This is a genomic window from Aurantiacibacter rhizosphaerae (genome assembly GCF_009807005.1).
GTDB lineage: Bacteria > Pseudomonadota > Alphaproteobacteria > Sphingomonadales > Sphingomonadaceae > Alteraurantiacibacter > Alteraurantiacibacter rhizosphaerae.
In genome coordinates this window covers 751,613-775,648 of record NZ_WUBR01000001.1, presented here as the reverse complement: position 1 = coordinate 775,648, position 24,036 = coordinate 751,613, and the positions used below count along the sequence as shown (strand labels likewise).

Annotated in this window: 21 protein-coding genes; 3 read left to right on the top strand and 18 right to left on the bottom strand. The window is 54.9% G+C overall.

The features are described from left to right. Positions 1-214: 214 nt before the first annotated feature. Positions 215-1,147 (top strand): tyrosine-type recombinase/integrase, encoded by a 933-nt coding sequence (locus GRF63_RS03605; protein ID WP_160484606.1) that lies wholly within the window; start codon positions 215-217, stop codon positions 1,145-1,147. 160 nt (positions 1,148-1,307) lie between these two features. On the opposite strand, the gene GRF63_RS16795 is transcribed toward GRF63_RS03605, so the two are convergent. The 18 genes from GRF63_RS16795 to GRF63_RS16790 all read right to left on the bottom strand — a co-directional run bounded on the left by GRF63_RS16795 (position 1,308) and on the right by GRF63_RS16790 (position 20,070). Beyond that, positions 1,308-1,859: a WcaF family extracellular polysaccharide biosynthesis acetyltransferase gene (locus GRF63_RS16795; RefSeq protein ID WP_160484605.1), complete on the bottom strand. Its 552-nt coding sequence runs from the start codon at positions 1,857-1,859 to the stop codon at positions 1,308-1,310. A gap of 322 nt (positions 1,860-2,181) precedes the next feature. Then, on the bottom strand, positions 2,182-2,568 hold the full coding sequence (locus GRF63_RS03595; RefSeq protein WP_160484604.1) for a hypothetical protein: 387 nt from the start codon (positions 2,566-2,568) through the stop codon (positions 2,182-2,184). A 217-nt stretch (positions 2,569-2,785) separates the two neighbouring features. After that, positions 2,786-3,376, bottom strand: a complete 591-nt coding sequence (locus GRF63_RS03590) for a DapH/DapD/GlmU-related protein (RefSeq protein WP_160484603.1) — start codon at positions 3,374-3,376, stop codon at positions 2,786-2,788. A gap of 173 nt (positions 3,377-3,549) precedes the next feature. After that, positions 3,550-4,704, bottom strand: coding sequence for a glycosyltransferase (locus tag GRF63_RS03585; RefSeq protein ID WP_160484602.1), 1,155 nt, complete (start codon positions 4,702-4,704; stop codon positions 3,550-3,552). Positions 4,705-4,768: 64 nt separating this feature from the next. After that, positions 4,769-5,905: a glycosyltransferase gene (locus GRF63_RS03580; RefSeq protein ID WP_160484601.1), complete on the bottom strand. Its 1,137-nt coding sequence runs from the start codon at positions 5,903-5,905 to the stop codon at positions 4,769-4,771. A gap of 137 nt (positions 5,906-6,042) precedes the next feature. Further along, positions 6,043-7,068, bottom strand: coding sequence for a glycosyltransferase (locus GRF63_RS03575; RefSeq protein WP_160484600.1), 1,026 nt, complete (start codon positions 7,066-7,068; stop codon positions 6,043-6,045). A 192-nt stretch (positions 7,069-7,260) separates the two neighbouring features. Then, the gene (locus GRF63_RS03570) at positions 7,261-8,667 is read right to left on the bottom strand and encodes a hypothetical protein (protein WP_160484599.1); all 1,407 of its coding nucleotides are present in this window, start codon (positions 8,665-8,667) and stop codon (positions 7,261-7,263) included. Between the two features lie 117 nt (positions 8,668-8,784). Then, positions 8,785-9,801 (bottom strand): glycosyltransferase family 4 protein, encoded by a 1,017-nt coding sequence (locus GRF63_RS03565; RefSeq protein ID WP_160484598.1) that lies wholly within the window; start codon positions 9,799-9,801, stop codon positions 8,785-8,787. Then, complete coding sequence (locus GRF63_RS03560; protein ID WP_237392347.1) at positions 9,798-10,829, bottom strand: CgeB family protein; 1,032 nt, start codon at positions 10,827-10,829, stop codon at positions 9,798-9,800. Before GRF63_RS03560 ends, GRF63_RS03565 begins: the two co-directional genes overlap by 4 nt. 140 nt (positions 10,830-10,969) lie before the next feature. Continuing rightward, a complete protein-coding gene (locus GRF63_RS03555) occupies positions 10,970-11,932 on the bottom strand; it encodes a glycosyltransferase family 2 protein (RefSeq protein ID WP_160484596.1) in 963 nt (320 codons plus the stop codon). Further along, positions 11,929-12,825: a glycosyltransferase family 2 protein gene (locus tag GRF63_RS03550; RefSeq protein WP_160484595.1), complete on the bottom strand. Its 897-nt coding sequence runs from the start codon at positions 12,823-12,825 to the stop codon at positions 11,929-11,931. The genes GRF63_RS03555 and GRF63_RS03550 overlap by 4 nt, the downstream gene beginning before the upstream one ends. After that, positions 12,822-13,988 (bottom strand): glycosyltransferase family 4 protein, encoded by a 1,167-nt coding sequence (locus GRF63_RS03545; RefSeq protein ID WP_160484594.1) that lies wholly within the window; start codon positions 13,986-13,988, stop codon positions 12,822-12,824. Before GRF63_RS03545 ends, GRF63_RS03550 begins: the two co-directional genes overlap by 4 nt. 48 nt (positions 13,989-14,036) lie before the next feature. Further along, positions 14,037-14,969 carry an NAD-dependent epimerase/dehydratase family protein gene (locus tag GRF63_RS03540; RefSeq protein ID WP_160484593.1) on the bottom strand — a complete coding sequence of 311 codons (933 nt, stop codon included), beginning with the start codon at positions 14,967-14,969 and terminating at the stop codon, positions 14,037-14,039. A 48-nt stretch (positions 14,970-15,017) separates the two neighbouring features. Next, a complete protein-coding gene (locus GRF63_RS03535; RefSeq protein WP_160484592.1) occupies positions 15,018-15,770 on the bottom strand; it encodes a class I SAM-dependent methyltransferase in 753 nt (250 codons plus the stop codon). Between the two features lie 135 nt (positions 15,771-15,905). Beyond that, complete coding sequence (locus GRF63_RS03530) at positions 15,906-17,267, bottom strand: polysaccharide pyruvyl transferase family protein (protein ID WP_160484591.1); 1,362 nt, start codon at positions 17,265-17,267, stop codon at positions 15,906-15,908. Between the two features lie 66 nt (positions 17,268-17,333). Then, a complete protein-coding gene (locus tag GRF63_RS03525; RefSeq protein WP_160484590.1) occupies positions 17,334-19,157 on the bottom strand; it encodes an ABC transporter ATP-binding protein in 1,824 nt (607 codons plus the stop codon). Positions 19,158-19,166: 9 nt separating this feature from the next. Then, positions 19,167-19,691 (bottom strand): nucleotide sugar dehydrogenase, encoded by a 525-nt coding sequence (locus GRF63_RS03520; RefSeq protein WP_160484589.1) that lies wholly within the window; start codon positions 19,689-19,691, stop codon positions 19,167-19,169. Positions 19,692-19,830: 139 nt separating this feature from the next. Continuing rightward, positions 19,831-20,070, bottom strand: coding sequence for a hypothetical protein (locus tag GRF63_RS16790; protein WP_419865950.1), 240 nt, complete (start codon positions 20,068-20,070; stop codon positions 19,831-19,833). A 634-nt stretch (positions 20,071-20,704) separates the two neighbouring features. Between GRF63_RS16790 and GRF63_RS03510 the strand changes: the two genes are divergently transcribed. Both GRF63_RS03510 and GRF63_RS03505 read left to right on the top strand, forming a co-directional pair. Continuing rightward, positions 20,705-21,904 (top strand): nucleotidyltransferase family protein, encoded by a 1,200-nt coding sequence (locus GRF63_RS03510; RefSeq protein WP_160484587.1) that lies wholly within the window; start codon positions 20,705-20,707, stop codon positions 21,902-21,904. Then, positions 21,811-23,787: an asparagine synthase-related protein gene (locus GRF63_RS03505; RefSeq protein WP_160484586.1), complete on the top strand. Its 1,977-nt coding sequence runs from the start codon at positions 21,811-21,813 to the stop codon at positions 23,785-23,787. Before GRF63_RS03510 ends, GRF63_RS03505 begins: the two co-directional genes overlap by 94 nt. The last annotated feature ends 249 nt before the right edge of the window (positions 23,788-24,036 follow it).

The following is a 24,036-nucleotide window of genomic DNA, read 5'->3' as shown; positions in this document are numbered from 1 at the left end:
GGCTTCGAGCGCCTGCTTGACGCGCTCAAGTGTCCCTCCACGCGACGGAGGAACGCCATCGGCAGATTCTAAGCGCTGTAGCGTTCGATGGGGTACATTGGAGTTGCTGCTTAACTCGGCAGCGGAAATACCGAGCAACGCCCTTCCAGCTCTAATCTGAGCGGCGCTTATCAAGATGGTTGCATTATGGCGTATTTTACGCCATAAAAATTGCATGAGAAGCGTTCGACATCCATACCAAACAGATCTAGATCGCATCTTCAAGCGATGCAAAGGGGCGTACTCTGAAAAGACGCTCAGCGGCTATCGCGGCGACCTGCACAGCTTTATCGCCTGGTGCGTCGATTACGGCCATGATTGGGTGCCTGCCGCCCCGTCTACGGTGGCGTGTTTTATCGATGACCAAACCCAAACGCTGTCGATGGCGACTGTCAAGCGGCGCGTTGAGGCGATCAAGTTTGCCCATCGCATGCTCGACTGGCCATCACCTGCCTTGTCAAGCGAAGTGCAGCTGGCGATCAGGCGTGCACGCCGCGCAAGGCCTTCTCGCCCCAAACAATCGCTGGGCCTGACCTCTGATCTTCTCCGACCCATGCTGGTGGCCTGCCCCGGTACCCTTGCGGGAAAGCGCGATGCCGCGCTCATCAGCCTCGGCTATGACACGCTCTGTCGTAGCATCGAGCTTGCAGCCATGCGGGCCGAGCACCTTGCGCCGGACCTTGCCGCCATCCTCATCCTGAGGGCCAAGTCCGACCCCTTTGGCGAAGGCCGCATCGCCCATCTTTCGCCCTCGACGCAAGACTCGCTTGCGCAATGGTTGGAGGTTAGCGGCATCAAGGAAGGACCGTTGTTCCAAGGGCTTCATACGCGCAAGATGTCCGGTCGGCATCTCGATACCGCCTCGATCAGGCGGATCATCAAGCGCGCAGCAGCGCGTGCAGAACTCGGAGAGAAGGTATCCAGCCTATCGGGCCATTCCATGCGCATCGGTGCGGCCCAAGACATGATGGTGGCTGGTATTGACCAGGTCGCCATCATGCAGGCGGGTGGTTGGAAGACGATCAGCGTGTTGGGTCGCTATGTCGAGAATGCAGCTACCTACGCCATCCACGAACGGCGGTGGGCGCAGCTGGTTCAGGTTCGCTGAGCAAGGCCGGCGCTCTCTTCGCCAAGTTCACGTAGCATGGCATCGAAATACTCGATCGTCTCAGTGAGGCCTTCGTGAAATTGGGGCTTAGGCTCTCTGGCGAGCTTCCTTCTGGTGTCCTAATGCTTTGATTACAGGTATTCTTACATGCAGAAGAGCACTAATCCATACTATCCAGGTGACGAGTTCTTTGGCCTACCTCTAGAGATGGCGACCCCGCATTGATTGTCCATGGCGATAGGTGCCTACTGGTGCAGCTTTTTAATCCTAGAACCGCCCCTTCGCCGATCACCACGCCTGGCCCTACTGTCGCTTGTGCGCAGACCCATACCCTGTTCTGTAGGATGATTGGCTTCGTTATGAGATCGAAGGATTCGGAACTCCAATCGTGACTTCCAGTACAGAGATAGGCCCCCTGAGAGACACAGACATGTTTTCCGATGTCCACTTCTGCAAGATTGTCGATCCACACATCCTCGCCAATCCAGCTATGGTCGCCAATCCGCAGACGCCACGGAAATTTTACGCGCACGCCCGGCTTGATCACCACATTACGTCCGACCTCTGCGCCAAAAGCACGTAGCAATTGCACGCGCCATCCTGTCCCCGGAAGCCAGGATGACAGAAATAGGGCATTCGAGACAAGCCAAGCGGCATCAACAAAACGTGACGCACCCCGGTTCAATTTCGATGTGTATCGGTCAAGCCGCATAACAAATTACGCACCTTGGTGCTCATCCTTTTACAAAACGGTGACGAAACGCCCACCCTTGCGGCGAAACCACACTGACCGCGCGGCGGGTTGATATAAGCGTTGGCAACCGATGGGTCTGCCCTTGGTTTAGCTCTTCGTTTTCTTGATCAGAGCCTTAGCGATGCGGCTAGACAAGGCGGCAGTGATATCGCGTAAATCAATATTGTCGACGTGACACCGCGCTCGTTCAATCATTAGCGTCTCGGGGTGCACGACATCAAGAGCTGCGGGCTCTCGTTCGGTCATGAGAACGTCGCTTGGGAGGCGTGCGCAGGCCTCTTCATGAATATATAGGACCGTATTCTGGCGATACCAACGCGGTATGTCGCTGTCTGACCACAGTTTGGGGCGAATGAAATCGAATGCGCGATATCCGGCTTCTCAGTACACGGCGGCCCGATAGGATGGCCAACGTTCGTTGATGTGCCCGATACCCCCTTTGCAAGGGTATCGCAGCAGCGAAAACCACCACGTCGCTTAGGTCACACAGCGCATTTACAAAGCCTTGCGCGCAATCCTCAGACATATGCTCTGCCCCTTCCAGGGAGCCCACAATGTCGAAGCGCTCTTTGGGCATCGCAAGCGATTGATTGAAGTCCAATTGGATGAATTCATCGTTTTTGATGACAAGCTTGTCCTTATCGAACCAAGGGCCTTCAACACCCATAACGCGCGCGCCTCACAGAGCCTTCATTTGCGACGCCAACGTCCCCACACCGCAGCCCAAATCCACGGAGTACTTTGTTTAAAGGTGTCATTCAACAGCTCCGACAATTGCGGTGCAAAGTACTTCGTCCCGGCGTCTCGGGTGCTATAGAATTCATCGTTATATTGAACGGACATGGCGAGCTCCGATCGGGGAGTAAGAGCCAGCGAGCTTTCGCTCAAATCTCATTTAGATGCCTCGATTTGAAATCTTGAAATACATCTTCGTGGATATAGCCGTGATACCTATGCTCGTTCTCGTAATGAACACATTGATCCGGATCTAACTCTCTTACGACCCGCGCGGGCGATCCCGCCAATACGCAATAACCGTCTGGGAAAGATTTGGTGACAACCGCACCGGCTGCGACGATGCAGTAATCCCCCAATGTCACCCCGGGAAGCACGACCGAATTAATTCCAAGCCAGCAATATTTGCCAATATCGACCCGGCTGATTTCGTGCTGTCTTGCATCCAGCAGGCTGTGGTTGCTGGATACGATCCCGACATTAGCGGCGATCCGGGTGTAATCGCCAATCGAAATCGGCCCCATAGCCTGAATATAACACCCCGGCATGTAGCCTGGGGCGACATCGATCCCCAGATGCACGTTCCTCCAGTTTATGCACCGGCTTGAGCGATGCATCGGCCAATAGATCCCGCCACCGTTGATCCCGCGAATATACTGGTCAAACCACATGTCATAAGTGATTTGCGTCGCGTACCCTTCGGTATCCTTCAGAAACTCCATTCCGGGCAGGCGCTTCACGATCTCTCGAACAGCGACGTAAGGAGAGCGATAGAGGAGGTTAGCGATCCGAACTGGCGACATGCTTCGATTTCTCACCGGCTTGAGTTTGAGAGTTGTTTGACTTTAGCGGACAGTGAGTGTGGCCACTAAGGCCAAATACGGCGTCTGGTGACGTATTGCCCATCCATCGCCTATTGGGTTTGACGATACAAAGCCGCCATGCGATCGGCTATTGCATCCCAGCCGTATTCCTCTGCCATCATGGCCTTGGCTATTTTGCCCAGTTGGGCGCTGCGCGTTGGATCCAAAAGCGCTTCCTTCACCACCTCAGCGAGGACGTCGGGATGACGCTCAACCACAAGCCCGGGCGAAATTCTCTCTACAATGCTCGAAGCGCCGACGCCGGGCGTACAGATCACGGGCGTCCCGATGCACAGCGCCTCAGCCACCGACATTCCAAAGCTCTCTTTAACTGACGGTGCTAACAGTAAATCCGCGCCAGCCAGAAACGCCCATTTTCTCTGATCGTCGAGTTGCCCAACAAAGCGCCCTGCGCACGATCCATCTTGCCGAACCAGCTGTTTTTCCAAAGCGCTCTGAAGGCCTATCTGATCGGGGCCTGCGATAAGAAGCGTGGCCGTAGGGTGACGTGCCACCGCTTCAATCGCCAGATCAAGGCCCTTGGTCCAATCCAGACGCGCGAGAAAGGCGACGCGCTCGCCGCGATCCACGCCTACCCATTCGGCCTCGACGTCGGACGCACTTGGCTCATCCTTGGGCAGGTCCACGCCGTTGGGCAGGATCGCAACCTTCGCCAAGTCCAAACCCAGTTGCCTGATGCCATCCGCCTCTGATTCCGAGGTGACATGGATTGCGCTCGCTTGCTTAAGATAGCGCCGTTCGAGTGAAGCGATCCACAAACGTTTGATGTGTTTGGACTTGCCCGCGATCATCTCTGGCACCAGCATCCCGCGCGGTGAGATGAAGAGAGGTTTGCGCGCCCTTACCGCAGCCCGAGCGATCGCAAGCCCCGGCCAAAGAAACATTCCATTGGTGTGAACCGCGTCATAGGTGTCAACCTCGCTTTCAACAGCGGCAAGCATTTCAGGGCTGTAATAGATCCTGCGCGGGGCGCTCGTTGGGAAATAGCGGACCCGAACCCCCTCCATGTCGACAACCTGTCCGACTGGGACGTCCAGGACGCCTTCCCCGTCGACATTGGTGGTGACTACATCGACGCGATGGCCGCGCCTTACCAGCCCCCGAGCTAGACCATGGCTTGACCGGACCGGTCCCCCATAGCGGGTCGCGGGCAGGTAGTTCGGCGCATAAAGCAAGATTTTCAAGGGAGATGAGCCGCAGTTAGAATCGTGCAAGAGTGGCTGCCACTAAGTGAAAGGCGGCTATTCATTAAGAGCCATTCACTGGTTTTATCCGCTCTTCCATAAAGCGTATAACGCTGCAAAAGGGCTCGGCATAATTGTAGCGCGCTTTAAACAGGCCGAAAGCGCGCGCCCCTTCGCGTTGGCAACGCTCGGCGTCGGACGCGTATTCAGACACGAGACTTGCGAGCTCGATTTCGCAAAAATTGGTCAAACACCGGCCAATCCCTTGGCCCTCGATCAGTTCAGGCACACCGGGATTCATGTCCGCGATCTGGGGAAGACCAGCTTGCATGTATTGATAGCGCTTGTTCGAGGCTCCCAAAGCCGTGCGCCATTGATCGAACCGGCCATCAAGCAACGAGATGCCAAGATCGGCTTCGGCTAAGCGCTGCTTGACCTTGTCATATGGGACCCAGCCGAGGAAATCGACGCGCTCGCTCACTCCCTCTTGCCGGGCAATATCGATGATCTCCTGCGCCGCTGGTTTCTGCGTCGATCCGATAATCGTGAGACGCGCGGATTCGGGCCATTGCGACACGCTTTTCACCACCACCCCGAGCATTTGGCGGGTGCTGATCGATCCGCAGTAAATCACCTCGAAGCCCTCACGCTCGCCTCTTTCGAGCAACGCTTCGTGAGCGCCGAGCAAAGGATAATTCGGGACAATCGTTGGCAGCGACGAAAGCTTCAGCTGTTCCCTGATAAGCTCTCCTCGCCCTTCGTCTGGCACGACAACGAGTTGATAGCCTGCGATTGCCTTAACCAAACGCTTTTCGAGAAAGGACTCTTCGAAAGATTGCAGGCATTCGTGGAAATGCGCAATACGCACCGCCGGTCGCGCCCAAGCCATGTCGCTATAAAATTGTCCGCTGGGTTCAAATGCGACTTCAACCACAGGTCCGTGGGCATTGCGGCGAAGCGTGCTCAGAGTGGACACGAAGCGATAAGCGCGCTGCAGGGCGCCCAGCTTTCCACCTGGTCCGGCCTCGATTTCGTGCACAGTGACACCGGGGTGAGAGAAACGCATCCCGCGCGGCCCCGACGCGAGCGGCGTGGTGATCAACTCCACGGCCCACCCTGTGTCAGCCAACAGGCAAGCTTGATTTTGAACCGGAGGATAGCCGTCCACTGGATGCGGCGAGACGAGGATAACCGTTGCCATTTGCTGTTACTTAACCCTCGCACGAACCACTGTGTGGGTGCCGCGCGCCAAATTCGATTCCAACTGGAGTGCGCGTTCCCGCAAAAGATCCGCGAAACTGAGCCCCGCGATCCACTCTTGGCTTAAGCGGTCCATGATCAAAATAGGACGCCTGTTAGAGTTCGTTTATAGTTTTCAATCGACAGTGTCTCGCGCGCCCAGCTCCGCCCCATCGCGGCAAGCTTACCATGGTCCTTTGCGGACAAAGAGACCGCCTTGCGCAGCACCGAAGCCATCGCTGCGGGTGTGTGGCCTTCGAACAAGAGCCCCGCCCCCGAGGCACGAATGATCTCCGCGCTTCCGCCCGATAAGGTCGATGCAATCGGAACGGCTCCTGCGGCCCAGGCTTCCATCACCACTCGTCCAAACGGCTCATACAGTGACGGAACGACGATAAATCGATAGTCCATCATTAAGGCCTGAGCGTCGGATCTATATCCCAAAAATTGCACCGCATCGGGCAGCTCTAAGGCTTGAGCCTGCGACTTCAAATCGTCCTCATAGCGGCGCCCTCCTTGAGGCGCTTCGCCAATGAAATCAAGCGAGCGGGCTCTCGACAGGGGGCCCAAAAGCGCAAAAGCCTCAAGGAGAATGTGCTGCCCCTTAGACGTCGACAATCGCCCGATACAGCCAAACATCTTCCGATGGGCAAAGTCGGTTTCCTCGCAGGCATTAAGGGGCAGATTTGTCGGGTTGTAAACGGCGACGTGCTTGGCGCGGCAATTGCCGATCTCTTCGTACCGCTCCATCATATCAAGACTGTTGAAAACCAAGTGCACATCCGGGCCAAGCGCCAGCATTGCGCAACGCTTAAGGTCCTCCAAAATCCGCACGTGGATGACCAAGGGAAGCCCCAGCAAACCGGCAACCCGATGGACAAGCGGCGCGAGCCCGGCCTGATTGAGGTAGATTTTGCACACCTTGTGGCGAAGGCACGCAAAAACGATGCGGAGCGCTATGGCGCCCCTATCCAACCACCGGCGTCTTTGCGCCAAATGTGCAAACGGTGCGTGAACAATTTGGACGTCGAGATCACGCAGAGCGTCGTTGAGCGCGGCTTGTCGATCGAGCATCACGATTACGCGATCATGCGAAGAGGCAAGCGCCGGCATCGTCGTCAGCAAAGAGCGCTCCGACCCCCAAAGGTTCAACCCAGGATCTACCACTAAGAGAGACAAATCGAAGATCCGAGCTTTCGAAATGAGTTTATTGTCAAAACTGCCCTCTTTCCAGACAGCGCGCCGGATAGATAGTGCGGATCGAGGTCTGCGAATGAGAGGCTATTCGCTTCTTTGAAGGACAAACAGCAGCCACAATTAGTCATAAGGCAGGCCTTGGCGCGCCAGAGCAATCGGGTTTGACTGGCGCCTTGGGTCCGTGGCAAGAGTTCGCTTTTGGACTCTGGGATGAGGTTGCACTAACTGGATGGATTTAAAGATCAAGAATCCAGCAAGACCAGAGCTTATCAAGAAGAAGACTTCGCTAAGAGAGCGCGTGAGGCATAGCCCGATAACGTAATACTGCGCGGCCTTGAGCACAAAGCCGCAGCGCAGGTTGCGCCCAGCGGCCTTGTCCAGATAGCCGATTAAATAGCCCATCGCGAAAAAGCCGAAAACGACCCCTACCAATCCGAAATTGATATAGAAGTCGATGACCTGACCCGCGCCGAACGTCGCGCTACCCGAGCTAAATACGTAGCCAGAATGCTCTGAGAGCAAATCGCTCCCCCCGGCCTCAGGCTTGCCAGGCCAAATGAATCGCGGAACCCAAGCAAAGAGCGCGAGGAGGAGGCCTGAGCCGTTGAGATGAAGTTCAGGGTGAACACTATGATGCTCGATCACCTTGCCAACCCACATTCCGTGGTTGAACCTAGTCATCAAAAAGTCGAGACTTTGAAAATCGAACGGATTCAGGATTGTTATGCTCAGCATCGCATCCGAGATCGCGGATAACCGCTCGCTTATCCCAGCGTTACTCCACAAGACGGCGCGCAATTGCTCACGAGATGAAAGCCACGCAACTGAGAGAGCAAGGGCTAGATAGGTAAAAGCCAGAAGGCCCATCAGGAAACGCAGGCTTGGCATCCTTCGTCTTCGAATAATCGCGAGATAGAAGCACGTTAGGACGACGAACGCCTGAAATCCGTAGGAGAGAAAACCTGAAAAAATCAGATAAAACGCGATGAAGCCTCCGGCAAGGCACAGCCACAATGTCGTGTTTCCCTTACCAAGACGCATTGATCGGTGGAGCCCGAAAGCAATCGCTGCGATAAGGGTAAGCTGTCCGACTTGACTAAAGGCACCCGCCAAAGGGATCGGGTACGGGATACGCGGCACCATTATGCCCGTAACGCCAACCGCAAGCATGATCATCAATGAACGGCGTTGGTACGCTTCACTTGATACAAAGTGAACCGGTAGACCGGTATTTTTTCGGTAGACAAGAAGCACGCCGAGCGTGAAGGCGACAATGGCTGCTAAAGCACAGGCTAGGCCCTTCAATACTGTTTCCTCGGTGAAACCGTAAGTCAGCAGATAGAGCGAACCGTCGTTTCGAATGTGGCTATATCCCGGCACCCCAAACGAAAACCCTCCGATATATTCAAAGGAGGTGGCTAGAATAACGGCGAGCGGGAGCCCCGCTCCATACAGGCCGCGTGTCATGGTCTTGCGATAAAGCAGAAGTATCATGCTGAGCCATGTCAGTCCGATCAGTATCAGCATTTCGTTTCTCGATCTTGCCCGATCAAAAAGGTAGTCGACATCGGCCCTGAGGCCAAGGTGCCATGAGACCCCCCGAACGGACCGCAAAGCACCACAAGGCTACCGTGTAACTCCATTCTAAGCGACATAAGCGCGGTACAACTCCCAGTATCGTTCAGCGATCCGCCGTCTCTCGAACCGCTCGACATTCACAAAACCAAGCGACACGAGTTCATTGCGATAGTACTCGTCTTCAATCACGCGCGTCAGGCCCGCGCGTATGCTGTCAACGTTTGTAGGATCAACGAAGCAAGCCGCGTTGCCGGCAACCTCTGGCATTGAGCTGATGGAAGAGGTGACAATAGGACGGCCGATTCGCTGCGCTTCGACGATCGGCATTCCAAACCCCTCTTCAATCGAGGCAAAAGCCAACAAGTCACAGTCTTCATAAACGCGAACAAGCTCCTTTTTGGTGATGTTCACTAGATTGTCGTACTCGATCTTATTGACTTCCAGCCTTTGACGCAGAGCTTCTGAGATCGGCCCAACGATACACAAAGTGCACTCAACCTCGCGCAGGGCCTCGACAAGTCGACCGACATTCTTGTTCGGCTTTGTGCCGATTTGCAAAATTCGGGGTTTTTGGGCGTTGAAAGGCTTTTGGGATGGGCGAAATTTCTCCGACACTGAAACGGGCACGACGTGAAGGTCCTTGCCGCGCGCGGCGGGTATCCTATCGCGCAGGCACCGCGCTGTTTCTTCTGAATTCACCGTTACGAGGTCGGCGCGCCGGATAGGCAGCTCGAACCAAAGAAGACTCACGATCATTCGAGGGATCGCCGATAACCGACTCAACACCTGCGTATCATGAATTGTAATCGCCACTTTGCCTCGGCAGACCAGCGCCGCGAATGTGATGTCACCGGTAATGTGCAAAAGCCAGTCACGACGGCGCAGAACCTGCCAAGCGATTTTCAGTCGAGGCAACAAGCCTCTGGACAAATAACAACTGGTCACAGCGTGATTCTCAACACCCAGCGCTGTGAGGTCCTCTTGAACACGCGCGAAATAATCTTCGATACTGTACTGATGAGCGTGGGGTTTACGATAAAGGAAAGCGATCTCACCCCAGCTTTTCTCAGACTTGGCCGTCATCCCCTTATCTCAGGCAAGATGGCTTTGAAGCGTTCGAGGTAGGAATAGCCCGACGCAATACAGCGGGCTCTGCCGGCCTGCGCCATGCGATCGCGCGTGTCGGGATTGTCCGTTAGAAAACGCGCTTTGTCGACCAGCTCCTCGACAGAGCTGAAGAACTCTGCTTCTTTGCCTGCCTCGAAAAGCTCGCGATGTTCGTCGGTTCGATCGGCTAAGAGTAGCGAACCGCAGGCCGGTATTTCAAAGGTGCGCGTGGTGTGCTGATCGGGCCAGGTAGTCCGCAACAGACCAAGACTGATCCGGGACTGCGATAGAGCGCGCGCGTAAGCCTCGTCATAGATTTCACCAGGGTAAATACGCGTCGATAACTGTTTGGACACGCGTATGCGATGGGGCTCGTTCGGCGCTAAGCGCTGCAACCTCAAATGGCGACGAATAGACCATCTTCCGTCGATCAGGTGATCCCAGCCATAACCCCAGATATACGCGCCGAGCCCGCTACCAGAGATCGCCTCCATGAACTCTTCGCGGCGCGGCTCCCAGCCTCCGATAAAGCTGACATCGATAGTTTGCGCAGAAGCGACGCTCTTAATCGGCCGGTGCACCTCATCGCAATAGCCAAGGGGCATATATATGACTTTGCCGCCAACTTGCTCGAAATGCTTCAGTTCATAGGCCTTGGCGGTGACAAGAATATCGAAAAGCGGCATGGCATCGCGCGAGGCGGTCGTCTGTTTCCAAGTCACCGTGAAATAGGGATCAGGCGTATAGTAGGCGAGGCGAGCGCCTAGCTCTTTGATTGCGGCTAGCGTCTCGGCGGATACGAATTCCTGCTTGTCGAACCACACAAGGTCCGGCCGAACTTCGCGGGCGGCCTGCAGCAATTCCTCGTTCATTTTGCCGATCGCGCGATGCGGCGCGATACGGGCAAGAACGTGCCTGTCGAAAAGCGATTGGTTTTCCAAGAATTTGCGAGCGTTAAAACCGACAGTCTCGATGCCGTTGCGCTCAAGAGCGCGCATGCGCATCAAGGATGTCTGCCCGGGGTTTAAGTGGCCTACGTATAGAACGCGCATAATTGGGTTTACGACCTATACCGTCTGAGCGCTTAAGGGCCGCCAGGCGGAAGAGTAGCCCTTTGCGCAAATAAAATGGGTGCTGACCAGCCTCAAAGCGCACCTCTCAATCGGTGGCGCAGCGCGCGGGTTCCATGCGCGAAGGCTTCGGCTGCGCGCAGGCCCGCAACGCGGCCGAAGGCAGCATAAGCGCCCCCGCCCGAAGGCTTGTAGTCGGGGCAAAGAGCATCAAGGTGGCACAAAAGCCTTGAGAACCATTCTTTATCAATGGCGTAAACGCTGCGCGCTATGACATGCAGCTTCTCAGCCGCCGCCTTGCGCCGTTCGAGCGTCAATCCATCGTTTGCCTCCATGATGTTCACCGCATCAAGTACCGCGGTCTCATAATCGCTCCAGTATTGTTTGCGAGGGCCTTGAGCCAAGCTTTTCGCTTGGACAAAGCGAAAGTATTCCGCGAAAAGCCCCGGTACATGCCCAAACTTCTTGCCTTCAATCGCCAGGCGCAAAACCAAGTCAAAGTCTTGTGCATTGACTAGCTTTGAATTGCTACCTCCGATCGCGTCATAGGCACTCTTGCGGATGAGATAAGCGTGTTGGGGCACCCACCAACCCAAAAGCAATGCGGCGACTGGTTCTGAGGACATAGGTTTGTTGCGCAAGGGTTCGTATTCGATGCGCTCACTGTCGACTACCACCATGCGCCAGTCGGAATAGACAACGTCTAATTCTCGCGCGCTCGCCGCCGAGATCTGCGCGTCGAATTTGCCGGGAAGGATTACGTCGTCGGCGTCCAGGAATTGCAGATACTGGCCCAAAGCCACGCTGGCACCAGCATTGCGCGCCGCTGCAACGCCAGCGTTTTTCTGCTGCAAGATATGAGCTTCGGGAATGAAGTTTTGAAACGCCGCCGCGCTGTCGTCGGTGCTGCCGTCATCCACAAAGATGATCTCAACACCTTCGACACGGTAGGGGGCTAGCGTTTGCGCAAGGCGTTCCAGCCAAGGCACGCCATTGTAACACGGCACGATGATCGAGACTTGCGGGGCGGGCATCATAACGCTTTGCGTCCTTTGGTTAAGCGCGAACTGAGCGCGTGGACGAAATCACCAGTGCTCAGGCCCAAAGTCTGCGCAAGCTTGAACGCCTGGGCGAACGAAAAGCGCCGAGCGACGCTCAGAATCAAGCTGGCGTGTTTGCGCTGCACAATGTCCAGCGCCCGCTGCGTTTCCGCATCGCTCAGAGGACTTCGGGTATCCCTCAGGGAATTAATCGCCAGCGAATGACGCGCCGCCACTGTGTCGAGAGTGCGCAATTCATACGCCAATTCCTGCTCGCCATGACTGCGCCACCATGTCAGGTCTTGTGGCATCAGGATAACAAGAGCATCGCGTGCAATCGCTAGCCAAAGCTGGGCATCACCGATGAATTGTTCGCCTGTAAACCCTCCGGCCGCGTGATAGGCATCGCGCTTAATAAGGGTTGAAAGAGGGCCGTTGTTGAAAAGACCGCCTTCAAAGAAATGGCGGCGATAAGCCTCGCGTGGGGAAAGGGCGACCGGGTACGAACGCTGGGCCTCAGGCTTGCAGCTTAGAGCTAGCCCCGCATCCGGGAATCGGCTGGCGCTTTGCATCATGACTTGAAGCCCGTGCGGATAGATCACGTCATCTGAGTCCACGTATTTTAAATAGGTACCCTGAGCGAGTGTCGCCGCATAATGGCGGTTCTTGTAATCCCCCAGATTCACTTCGTTTCGATAGACCCTGACCCGGCTATCCATGGCCGCGTATCGCTGGGCTAAGTCGAATGTCGCGTCACTCGAACAATCGTCGACAACGATATATTCGAAATCCTCAAAGCTGGATGCGAGTACGCTCTCAATCGCGTCGCCCAGATAGGCTTCGCGGTTATACGCGGTGGTAATGACGCTGACTGGCGGCGCGCTTGTCATGCCTTGAGGCTTTGCAAAAACGACCGCGTCCGCCGCAGCGAGGTGGACACAACGTTTGGGATATAGGGCGCATCGAGGCGACTCCCGTGAGTGATTTGAAGCGGCCCGCTCCAAGGGCGCTTGAGCTGGGCGTGGCGAGAGAAGAGCGCGTGATAGGCGGTCGCGCGTTCAGTGATATCAAAGTGACTCGCCATGGAGCTCGACGCGGCGCTCATCGCTTCCAGCGTGGATCGATCCGAGTCGAGGCGTTGAACCGCCTCGATAAATCCTTGCACTTCGCCAACGGCCACTCGGAAACCGGTGCGCTCGTTGACGACCTCGGGAACGCCGCTTTCAAGATCAGACACGATCGGCACAAGCCCTGCGCTCATAGCTTCCAACAACGCGACCGGGAAACCTTCGAACCGGGTTGGGAAAACAAGCGCATCGCCCGTAGCGCAGTGTTTCAAAACCTCGCTGTTCGTGCTTGGCGAGACATAACGAATCCGCTCGCTGGGGGGCAGCTGCGCGCGCAACTGGTCCCCGCACGGCCCTCTACCAATAACCGTCCAATCGGTCGCGACACCGCGCGCGCGCAGACCTTCCTCGATCTTAGGGAGGTCCAGTACCCCTTTCGCTTCCGTCAGTCGACCGAGAAAGACCAGTCGTATCGGCCCATCGGCTGGTTTGCGCTGATTGGACGAAAGCCGGATACCGTAAGGCAGATGAAAAATGCTCTCTTCTCGGTCAGGTAGGCACTCCCTAAGCCTTTCGTGGTAAAATTGACTATGCGCGACGAACACATCGATGATCTTTGAGTACTTCTGCGACAGCCTGAGATTGTATTCGTCGTGCACCACCTGGAAGATGGTTTTGTCGACCGGCTGCTGGCTAAAAAGGGCGAGCTCCATCTGCTGGTTCGATATAATCGAACCGGGCCCATCGGGAATAGTCGCGGCAAGTCGCGCCAGCACGTGGGATTGGTTCTCGTTAGGGGAAAATTTCAGCGAGTGTTTGCGGTTCTCACCAAACTGGCCATCAATGGTCGGCGCTTCATCTGACGCGTCAGTGAGAAGAATGGCCTGTTGCGGAGGTGCATCGGGTGGATGGCCTTCCATGATATTCGTGCAGAAACTGGCGACCCCACCCAGCACGTTATTTATTATGAAGACTGTTTCAGCCATCCTCGCCAAGCCCCTCAAGCTATCCGTGAACGCGCGATGATTTAGGACCTAGCGGTCGCCTCCACCATGATCTGCGCGGATCTGCTCCTTGCACCATAGCGCGTAAGCGGCAACTCCATCTTGAAGATTCGTCTCATGCTTGAACCCCAAAGCCTGGATGGCGGATACATCCGCACGCCAGTTCAAAGGGTCGCCAACCGAGACGGTTCCGTCGAAAGCTGGCACTACGCTTTCATCCAGCGCCGATACGGCGATGTTAGCGAGTTCGGAAATCGTCGTCTCGATCCCGCTCGAAAGGTTATAGGCCTCGCCTCTGGCCGGTGCGTTCTGCGCCACCGTTAAAATGCCTGATGCCACGTCGTGAACATTGATAAAGTCGCGACTTTCCTGACCTGTACCTCGAAGAATGAGTTCGCCCTCGGAAATAATCCGGCGACAGATGTCCCATAGAACCTGACGGCGCAGCCCGATGCCATAAGCTGAGAAGATCCGCACACAGGCGGTGTTGAGCCCAAAAATCTCATGGAATTCGCGCAGCAGAATCTCCGATTGCCACTTGTGAAAGCCGTAAGGGGACATTGGCGCAAGCGGTTGCGCTTCGGATATAGGCAATTGTCCCGGCTGCCCATAGACTGATGCGCTGGACAGAAAGATCAGACGGCATTTGGGAGCGAATTGGCGCAGCGCATCGAGAATTGCGAAGGTCAGCGCAGGGCCGCCAGTGAAATCCTTTTCAGGGTTTTCGAACGATCCAGGAACGGACGCCTGCCCCGCAGCGTGAACGCACAGATCGGGCTGGACTTTCTCGACAATGGCGCACAACTCAGCGGTACCGCTCGTGCAAAAATAGTGATCAGAAGTGATGCCCGTTGGCGCAGCAGGATTCAGGTCCAGACCAAAGGGCGCGTACCCTTGCTGGCTCACGAGATCGATCAGATAACGGCCAATGAAACCGCAACATCCTGTGATCAGCACCTTCATGTGCGTTTCACCTCGATTGGTTGACAAGGTAATACCAGCATCACGAAGTCAGAATTTACGCGTCGCAATGCCGATACCAAAACCGACTTCATTGAACACAAAGGACGTAAAGCGAGGATCTCCCGCGATTGTTTCATCCCACACATCGCCCAGACCCGCATGCCCTTGGTTAGCGGTGTCATCGAAGACCAACAATCCGCCGATCTTCACGCGTTCTTTGACGTTTACTAGATCCGCTCTTGCACCAGCAATCGAATGGTCCCCATCAACGGTGATAATATCGAAAAAACGATCCGGGTTTTCCGCAAAATAACGCGGGACCGTTTCCAGCGAATTGCCGTCGATAAACTCGCGAGGTCCGCGATGGCCCAGCCGATCCAACTCTGCTTTCACGAAGTCTGGACCGGGATTTTCCATACCCGCATATTCCGGGATCCACATATCGAATGCGCTAAACGCGCAGTCGGGCTGTTGAGAGAGAACCATCGCAGCGCTGCGGGCGCGGCGCACGCCGATTTCCATATAGCTCTCAGGCTTCATGGACAGGGCCGCGCTCAACAGGACGGTGTTGATATCGTGGAAGACCCAACTGTCGCCCCAAAGCGCTCGTCCTTGATCGTAAAATTCCTTAACATAAAGAAGGTATTTATCTTCGCTCAGAGTGTCGAAGAGTTCGCGGCAAAGCTTCACCGCATCGATGGAGCGCGCATAGGCGAGAAGGCTTTCGGGCCCCCCAAGTTGAGGGTACCACCAAGTCCCGAGATCGGTCTCAACCGCATTTCGGGACTTGGGAACCATCATCTTGGGCTTTCGTGAATTGCGAATGCCGGCGATCCTTTTGAGCACTGAACTCTCCAATTGCAATGTTATTTGGCGGCCTGCAACAAAGTGCGAGTCGCGAGGTAATTATTGGGCTAGTATGTGGCAGGAAAGTTCTCAAGCATGCCCTGATAAGCGGCTAAAGATGCCAAACTGAGCTCTACGATCAAGAATACACTCAATTATTGTGACAGGTTCGAAATCGCGATAACGATCGACAAGTTCGATAAGGTCGGAATCAAGGCGATCCGCCTCCGGCGGGTCCGATGCACCGCCTCCTTTTCCCCCGGCTTCGTTAAGAAATGCATAGCCAATCGGATTAGTGTTAGTGGGAAGCTCAAACGGAATCCCGTGGCGTTCAATAAAATCCGCGAAATTCTGTCGCGCAGACGTAAAGCGCTTGTTAAAAGGCTCAAAATCCGCCTGCTCGTATTCGGCAAATAGTGTGTCTCCGGCCTGCCAAGGCGATCTCTGCGAGGTCGGTATTTGGAAAAAGTCAGCAAGCTCGCGCGTGCGGCTGTCGATCACCGAAACGGTGGCTGGCACGCCGGATAGGATCGCTGCGATGTTGCCGTGGATCCGGCCTCCGAACGAATAATTGAACTGCTCTCTGCGGATGAATGAGATCCATTCGGACAGCGTGAAGAATATCCGAGCTTGCCGATTCCTGATGATCTCGAGCACGTCCTCAGGCCAGGCGAGCAGATCGAGACGGTTCTTACGTTCAAGTTCCGAATAGAAAGCTAAGAAGCGCATCAGGGTATCTTGGCACACATACGTGGCGCCGTAATAGCCCCGGAAGTCGCGAACCAGTTCGGTGTCGCGAAGTTGCTTCATTCCATTCAAAAGTGGCTTGAGTTCGGACGGTTCGAGCGCGGGTTTTTCGATCTGCAGACTTGAGTGAAACTGAAACATCGATGGGCACCCGGTGACGGTATATTCCCCGGAATAGCCTAGAACATCGAAGCAGTCGGCTGTGAACTGACCGCGAAGACCAATGGCACCTCCGCTTTTCAACACGGTGTCGATAAAGACAGACGCCTCGCGCCGGATCCGTTCGACGAAAGTAGGTTCATCGCCGCGTTCAGCCTGCGCACCCAGTCCAACGCAATAGATCGGGATGCTAGCCTCGCTCAGCGACATGGCAAACCTGACGAGATAGTCTTTCAATTCTACTGAAAGCCAATTCGCCACATTAATGATGCAATGGCTGTAACGCCCAAAATCGATATCTAAAGCTCTCTCACGCGGAGGAGATACAATGTCGTACTCGATGCCAGCCCGTGCAAGATAAGACTGGATCGCGTGGGTGAACAGCAAATTGCCTGTATTTCGGCCCATTTGCCGATTGGTGTGCTGATAGGATCGCCCCTGAGGCAGATTTAGCCGTGCGTCTATATCAGATATAAACAGGACACGCCCAGCTTGGCGAGCGGCAATCTGGTTCGCTGCCGTATGGTTTGCCGTGATTATATCCATTTTTACACCAATTTTTTGCTGAAGTTGAGTCCGCCCGATTCGCTGCGTTGCCCACTTAGGAAGGCCTCAGCTCAGGTCGACTTCCAGTCGGGATGACGTCGCTTCCACCATTCGCTTGAACGCATCGCTCTGTACCAGCAATTCAGCCCAAGACGCGTATCCGACAATCCGCCCAGCGTCGAGTAGCGCGATTTTGTCGCACCGCTCCACAGTGCTCAGACGGTGCGCAATAAGCACCACTGCTTTGTCACCGGGCAGAGCATCGATCGCGGACATGACTTCTTTTTCGGTGAGGTTGTCGAGTGCGCTGGTCGCTTCGTCAAAAACGATGAGATGCGGGTCCCGATAAAGGGCCCGAGCGATGCCAAGTCTCTGGCGCTGCCCTCCCGAAAGTCGCACGCCTTTTTCACCGATTGAGGTTTCATAGCCACTGGGCAAATCGCTCATGACGAAGGCATCGATTTTAGCAATCTGAGAGACATGGCGCACCCGATCGAGATCAATCTGTTCTTTAGGAACCCCAAATGCTATATTCTCCGCCACGCTTGCATCAGTGAGAAAAATCTCCTGCGGAACGTAACCCACATTGCGTTGCCATTGCCGGATATCGCCTGGGCCAATTGGCTTATCGCCCACAGACAAGGTGCCATGGGTCGGCTGAAGCAGGCCCAGAACGATGTCCACCAAAGTGGTCTTGCCCGCCCCTGTCGCCCCGACGATCCCAATGCGCTGCCCTGCCGATATGTCGATATTGATATCCCTGAGACTTGGTCGCTCCGCCGAAGGGTAGTGATAAGTCACACGCTCCACGCGCAACGGGGCGTCGAAGTCAAAGCCGTCTTTCGCTGCAACACCCGGATGTTCAGGCGGAGGCATTTTGACGACATCGTTGTAAACTAAATTAAGAGCTGGGCCGCCGTAATTGATCTGTGTGAGGTTTTGATAGGCCCGCGAAAGCTCGGGCATCAGGCGCTGCGCACCAAAAGCGAACACGCCAAGCACAGGCACCAAGTTCGTGAGTGCTGTTCCAGACATGTAGGCCTCGCGGTTAATCATCACCAAGCACAGCGCAATGACCCCGCCGAGGCCAACGGTCTGAATTACGTAAAGAGGAGTTTGGCCTAAGACACTGACAGTGGATTGCGTCACCGCCATCCGGTGCGAAGCGGCGCTGAAGCGCCCAAGAAATTCGCCTTCACAGCCAAGCAGTTTGATATCCTTTATAGCTCCCAGCGCCTCGCTTGTGTTGCGATAGCGCTCATGATTGGCTTCAGCGCGCTCTTGCCCCATCCGAGCCACTGCGCGCCTCGAAAAGGTAAAAACCCCTGTATAGAGCGAGCCGATGAAAAACAATGCGACGAATGCAATCGTGGGATTAACAATCACCAAAAGGATAAAGACCGCAAAAATCGTGAGACCGGCGGAAATGACTTCGAGAATGGGTCGTAAGAACAACGCGACGACGCGATGAGCCTCGTCGAGGACCTTAGCGCTCATTTCGCTTGAATGATGATCTATGAAGTATTCGTAGGGCTGCGCTAAATAAGCGGATAACAATCGCAAGCTAATCGCGTGGGTGCGCATCGCGGTATAACGCGCGATAACATAAACGCGCGCAATCTGGAGCAGGTTTCCCACAACAATAACGACAAAAGAGGCTGCTCCCAAAGCGATTAGAAAATTGTACTCGTCGGTAAACCCATATGCGCCATAAGCCCATGAGAGAGCTGTGCTTTTTTCAACTTCGTTCGGCTGTGCAAGCACGGAAAGAAAAGGGAAGACGGATGCGACCATCGCGGCCGACGCCATCGCGGAGACAATCACCACGACCAGCACAACCCAAGCTTGGCGCCGTTCGCGCGGGGTCAGAATCGCCCATGCTTTGCTCAATTTTTCCAATTAGTAATTCACGCTAATGTGAGTGCCGAGATTGTCGTTATCGAATTCGCTCTGGCCAACCGGTTTGACGGCTAATCGAAGTTTGGCAACGTCCACGAAGCCGGTTGTCGACACGCGCCACACCTGCGCACGGGCGGGGCTGGCTTGGACCGCGCTTGGACCGCGCTGTCTTGGCCCAGCCAGTTCGATGAATCGAGTGGCGAACCCGTGCTCCTTAGCTTTCCATGTCAGATAAAACGGATCAATACGAATACAATGTCCGCCGAGACCTGGCCGGGGATCAAAGGTCAGAAAGCCGAAAGGCTTGGTTTTCGCCGTGTCTATGACTTCCCAGATGCTTATACCCATATTTGAAAAGATGACCTTCAACTCATTGACGAGCGCGGTGTTTACGGCTCGAAAATTGTTCTCAGTGATTTTGTTCTCGGTGATTTTGTTCTCGGTGATTTTGTTCTCGGTGATTCTGACCACTTTGGCCGTCGCTGACGATTCCACAGGGACAGTAATGCCCCCGGTGACTTTCATAGACAGCCCGCGCCAAAGCGCGGCCGGCTGGATCGTCCGCGCCTATGACCTTGGATGTCGTAAAGGTCGTATGCTCTAGATTCCCAAAATCTCCGCGTCCGGGTGAATACGCCTAAAAAAAATCTCCTCCTGCCCTAAACTAGCTTTCGGACAAGATCGGCTTCAGGACTTTCACTGTCGCCCTTGGGAAAGTCGTGCTTTCCAAAATAACAGGCTGCCCTTGCCGCAACCTGCGGCTTATCGTCTGGGCCGTTCCTAGGACATAAGATAGATCGGGTTCGCGATGTTTGATGAATGGGGCCGGGACACAAACGGTGTTCACGTGCGGCTCGGCGAGCCTAGCCATGTCGTGGGTGGCGGCAAACACTCCCGAAGTGATGACATCACTGATACGCTCTCTTGGGAATTGCCGAAGATACCCCCCCCTTGCAAGAGCGCTCCAATCTTGTCGGGATCGATATCAAAACCAATCACATTGATGCCAACCACGACAAGCGTGAGGCACAAGGGTAAAGCCAACATAGCCAAGCCTAATCACTCCAATGAAAGCTTCCCGCGCCTCAATCTTCGCTAGAAGGTCGCCTGCTTTACTCACGCCGCCTCCCCTCGTTCCTAAAGATCTCGCCTAACCTTACCGCCGCACTCCGCCGCTCTTTAAAGTTTCGCATGTTTTCGACCCACGCGTGATAACGTCGATTGCTGGACATGCTGTTCGCGACGCCTCCGTGCTGCGGTATCCTCGGGCCTGCGGGCGGGCATTCGCCCATGCGTTTCGCTTCCGCGGACCATTTCCTGCCCCCTTGAGAACGCGGAGACACCTCTCCCTGGGCGGATTTCGATAGCCGAATGATGGGGCTTTTCGCGCAGCTTCATGGAACTCTATAGCTACCGCACCGCGCAGGAATCGCTTCCGCACAGGTTCGAACTTGGCGCCCCTTCAGCGCTTTGTTGCTGTGCACAATGACCAGATTCTTTCATCTGAGGCAAGTGTTGTGTGATTGATTGTCAACCAAATGCCTGCTTTTAATCTCTCGGTGATCGAAGCCCAAGTTCTTGACGACACCTTTGCCGCGCCGCTGCGACGAGAAACGGCGTCTTGGCCCAATGACTGGAGATGTCAGGAGAGGCTTGAGGCCGCGCGTCGAAGGCTGATTTACCATGGTGTCGCGGGCCTGCTGCTTGAGCAGAGAGCGCTGCTCAGTGACTGGCCCGAACCAATACTGTCTGCCATGCGTAATGAGACCGTAGCTCATGCTATGTGGGAGTTGCGGCACAAGTTCCTCGTCTCGGATCTGGTCGAGACGCTGCATGATGCTGGCATAGCCTCGGTGCTGCTCAAAGGCACCGCGCTGGCGTATTCAGTTTACGACAACCCGGCACTTCGATTCCGCGGAGACAGCGATCTTCTAATCCGCGAGAAGGCCGTCGACGTTGCCCGGAATATCTTAAGCGATCTTGGCTGGAATCGTCCGGACGGGGCCCCTGGCCCTTTTGGACCAATGCACTATCAGGAAATCTGGCAATACAGGGATCCAGCTGGTTTTGCACACAACATCGATCTGCATTGGGAAGTGACAAATTCTGTCGCTCTAAAATCAGTGCTTGCTGTCGATGAGGTGATCGACATGTCGGTGCCATTGGCAGATTTATCGGAGAATGCCCAACGTCCCGATTTGATCACGGCCTTAATCCATCGTTCAATAAACCGAGCAATTCACGCACGAAGCGGGTATTTTTCCATCGACAGGTACGAGTATGGTGCCGGTCGCCTTTCCTGGGCGGTGGATACCGACCTTATTGCAAGGAAGTTCAGCGAAGAAGAATGGGGGAATTTATGCAGGAAGGTTTGTGAGAGGGGCGTTGGGCCTGTCTGCGCCGATGCTCTCAGCTTTACTGCCAACGCGCTCAACACTCCAGTCCCCGTGAAGGTCATGGAGACGTTGAGCAAAGCCGATAGCAACACGGCTCCCATGCGTTTTCTCAACGCAACGAGAGAGCGTGAGATGAACGTAGCAAACCTCAAAGCTACGTCTGGTTTTGTAGCCCAGCTTTTATACATCCTTGCACGACTGATCCCTGCCCCTTCTCATCTTCGAAAAAAATATCCGCACCTGCGCCATTGGCCGCTGATTTTCCTCTACGCGCGGAGACTCGGCGCGGCTATAATTTGCGACAGATCGAAGGCTACAGAACCGAAGAAGCGTCCCACATGAGCGGGATTTGTGGGACCGCCGCACTCGACGGCCGGCCGATTGAAAACGGTGAAATTCGTCGCATGGTTCGCGCGCTCGAAGGCCGAGGTCCCGACGCGACAAACCTATGGCAGAATGGATCTGTGGCTTTCGGCCATACGCTGCTGGCAACCACGCCTGAAGCTCTTGGGGAACGGCTTCCACTTACACACAATGAAACAGGATGTACTATTACTGCCGATGTCCGTCTCGACAATCGCGATCAGCTCTTGGACAGCCTCGGTCTAAGACTGGAACATCGGGCAATCGGAGATGCGGAACTTCTTCTTTATTCTTACCTCACATGGGGTCAGGATTGCCCAAATTATCTGTTGGGAGATTTTGCTTTTGCCATCTGGGACCAGAGGAAAGAGCAACTCTTCTGCGCAAGAGACCACATCGGCATGCGACAGCTGGTGTACAGCCATGAGCCCGGCCGCAACTTCTTCTTTGCAACCGAGCCAACCGCCATCATCGAAAATCCGAGGGCCTGCAGGCTTGTCAACGAAGAACGGCTCGTGGATTTTTTCATTGGGAACGGTGCAGTAGATCTGACTTCAACGTTCTACCACAACGTTTACAGACTGCCCCCTGCGCACTCCCTCGTCTTAACAAGGGCTGGCCTTCACGTTCAGCGATATTGGCGCCTTGAAAGAAAGTTCGAATTATTTCTCGAGAGTGATGAAGCGTATGTGGAAAAATTTCTGGAGGTATTCGAGGAGGCAATTAGTTGCCGCCTCAGAGGAGGACCACTCGTCGGCGCCATGCTTTCCGGAGGCATCGACTCTGGGGCGGTAGTTGCTGTTGCAAGCAGGATTAGGGGCAAGAATGGCGACGGCCCCCTTCAAACTTTTTCGGCGGTCGGAGACAATCCAGGAGAGTGCAATGAAACCAGCAATATAATGCTCTCCAGCCAAAGGAAGGGAGTGCGCTCCCACTTCATCCACAAGTCCGACCTTTGCCAGAAGCGCGGCCGATTCGTGAAGCGGGCAGAAAGTTTGTCAGAACCTTTCGACGGGTCAATGACCCTTCTTCGTGCAGTTTATCAAAAAGCCAACGATGCTGGAATGAAAGTTGTCCTCGATGGGGCGGCTGGAGATCTGGCTTTTGATCCGGGGAATTACCTGACGGACCTCATCAAAAAAGGCAAAGGCTCCCTCGCGTTCCGAGAAGCAGTAGGACAAGCGAAATTCTGGGGAGCGTCTTCCTTAACCACAAAACTTATGGCCCGGTCCTTATGGCACGCTTCGATGCCCGCCTCACTGAAGAAGGCAAGAAAAAGATTACTGGCAAAGAGCCGGGCACAAAAATCGAGAAACAAATCGCTGATCGACCCCAACCTCGCCCGCCGTGGCAACTTCGAGCTCAGGCTGGAACTCCTGCAAGACAATATCGAAATTGAGGGGCTTCTCGAATTCGCAGCAAGGGCCAAGGCGCTCACTCATCCCCATCTCGTGCTTGGTCGAGAATGTTATGACCGACTGGCTGCAGGCTCGGCCATCGAACCTCGCGACCCATATGCCGACAGGAGGCTACTCGAGTTTTGCATGTCATTGCCAGCCGACCAGCTTGAACGTGATGGTTGGCCTAAATTTCTACTACGCCGCGCGATGAAAGGCCTCGTTTCTCAAGATGTGGCGTGGGGTCGGGGCAAAGCACATCTAGGTTGGGAATTTACGGAGGAGTTTATGTCGGTGTGTGACTTCCCATACGAAGATCCTCGCGAGCTCATTGCTCGTTTAGAAGGCTATATTGATGTGGAGCACGCGAAAGAGTGCCTCATGGGGTCCGGAGGTGCCTTTAACCTTGAAAAGCAGATATACTTCAGATATCTCGCCGCTTGGCTAGATACGTATAAACACTGAAGCTCGCTCCATGATTTGCGCGACGCGTCAGCTTTCAATTATTTGAATGGAGCACAATGTGATGAAGCTCGTTGATGATCTCGGTCATTCGAGGTCTCACCAGACATACAAGGCTCCGACCCTCACAATCTTTGGAGATATGGTTGAGTTGACGGCAGGTGGTGTCACAGGCTCTCCTGAAGGCAACAAAGGAGGAGGGCAACCTTCGAGGCGGCTCGTATAAAGAGGCCCGATTGCGACCTTGGCTTA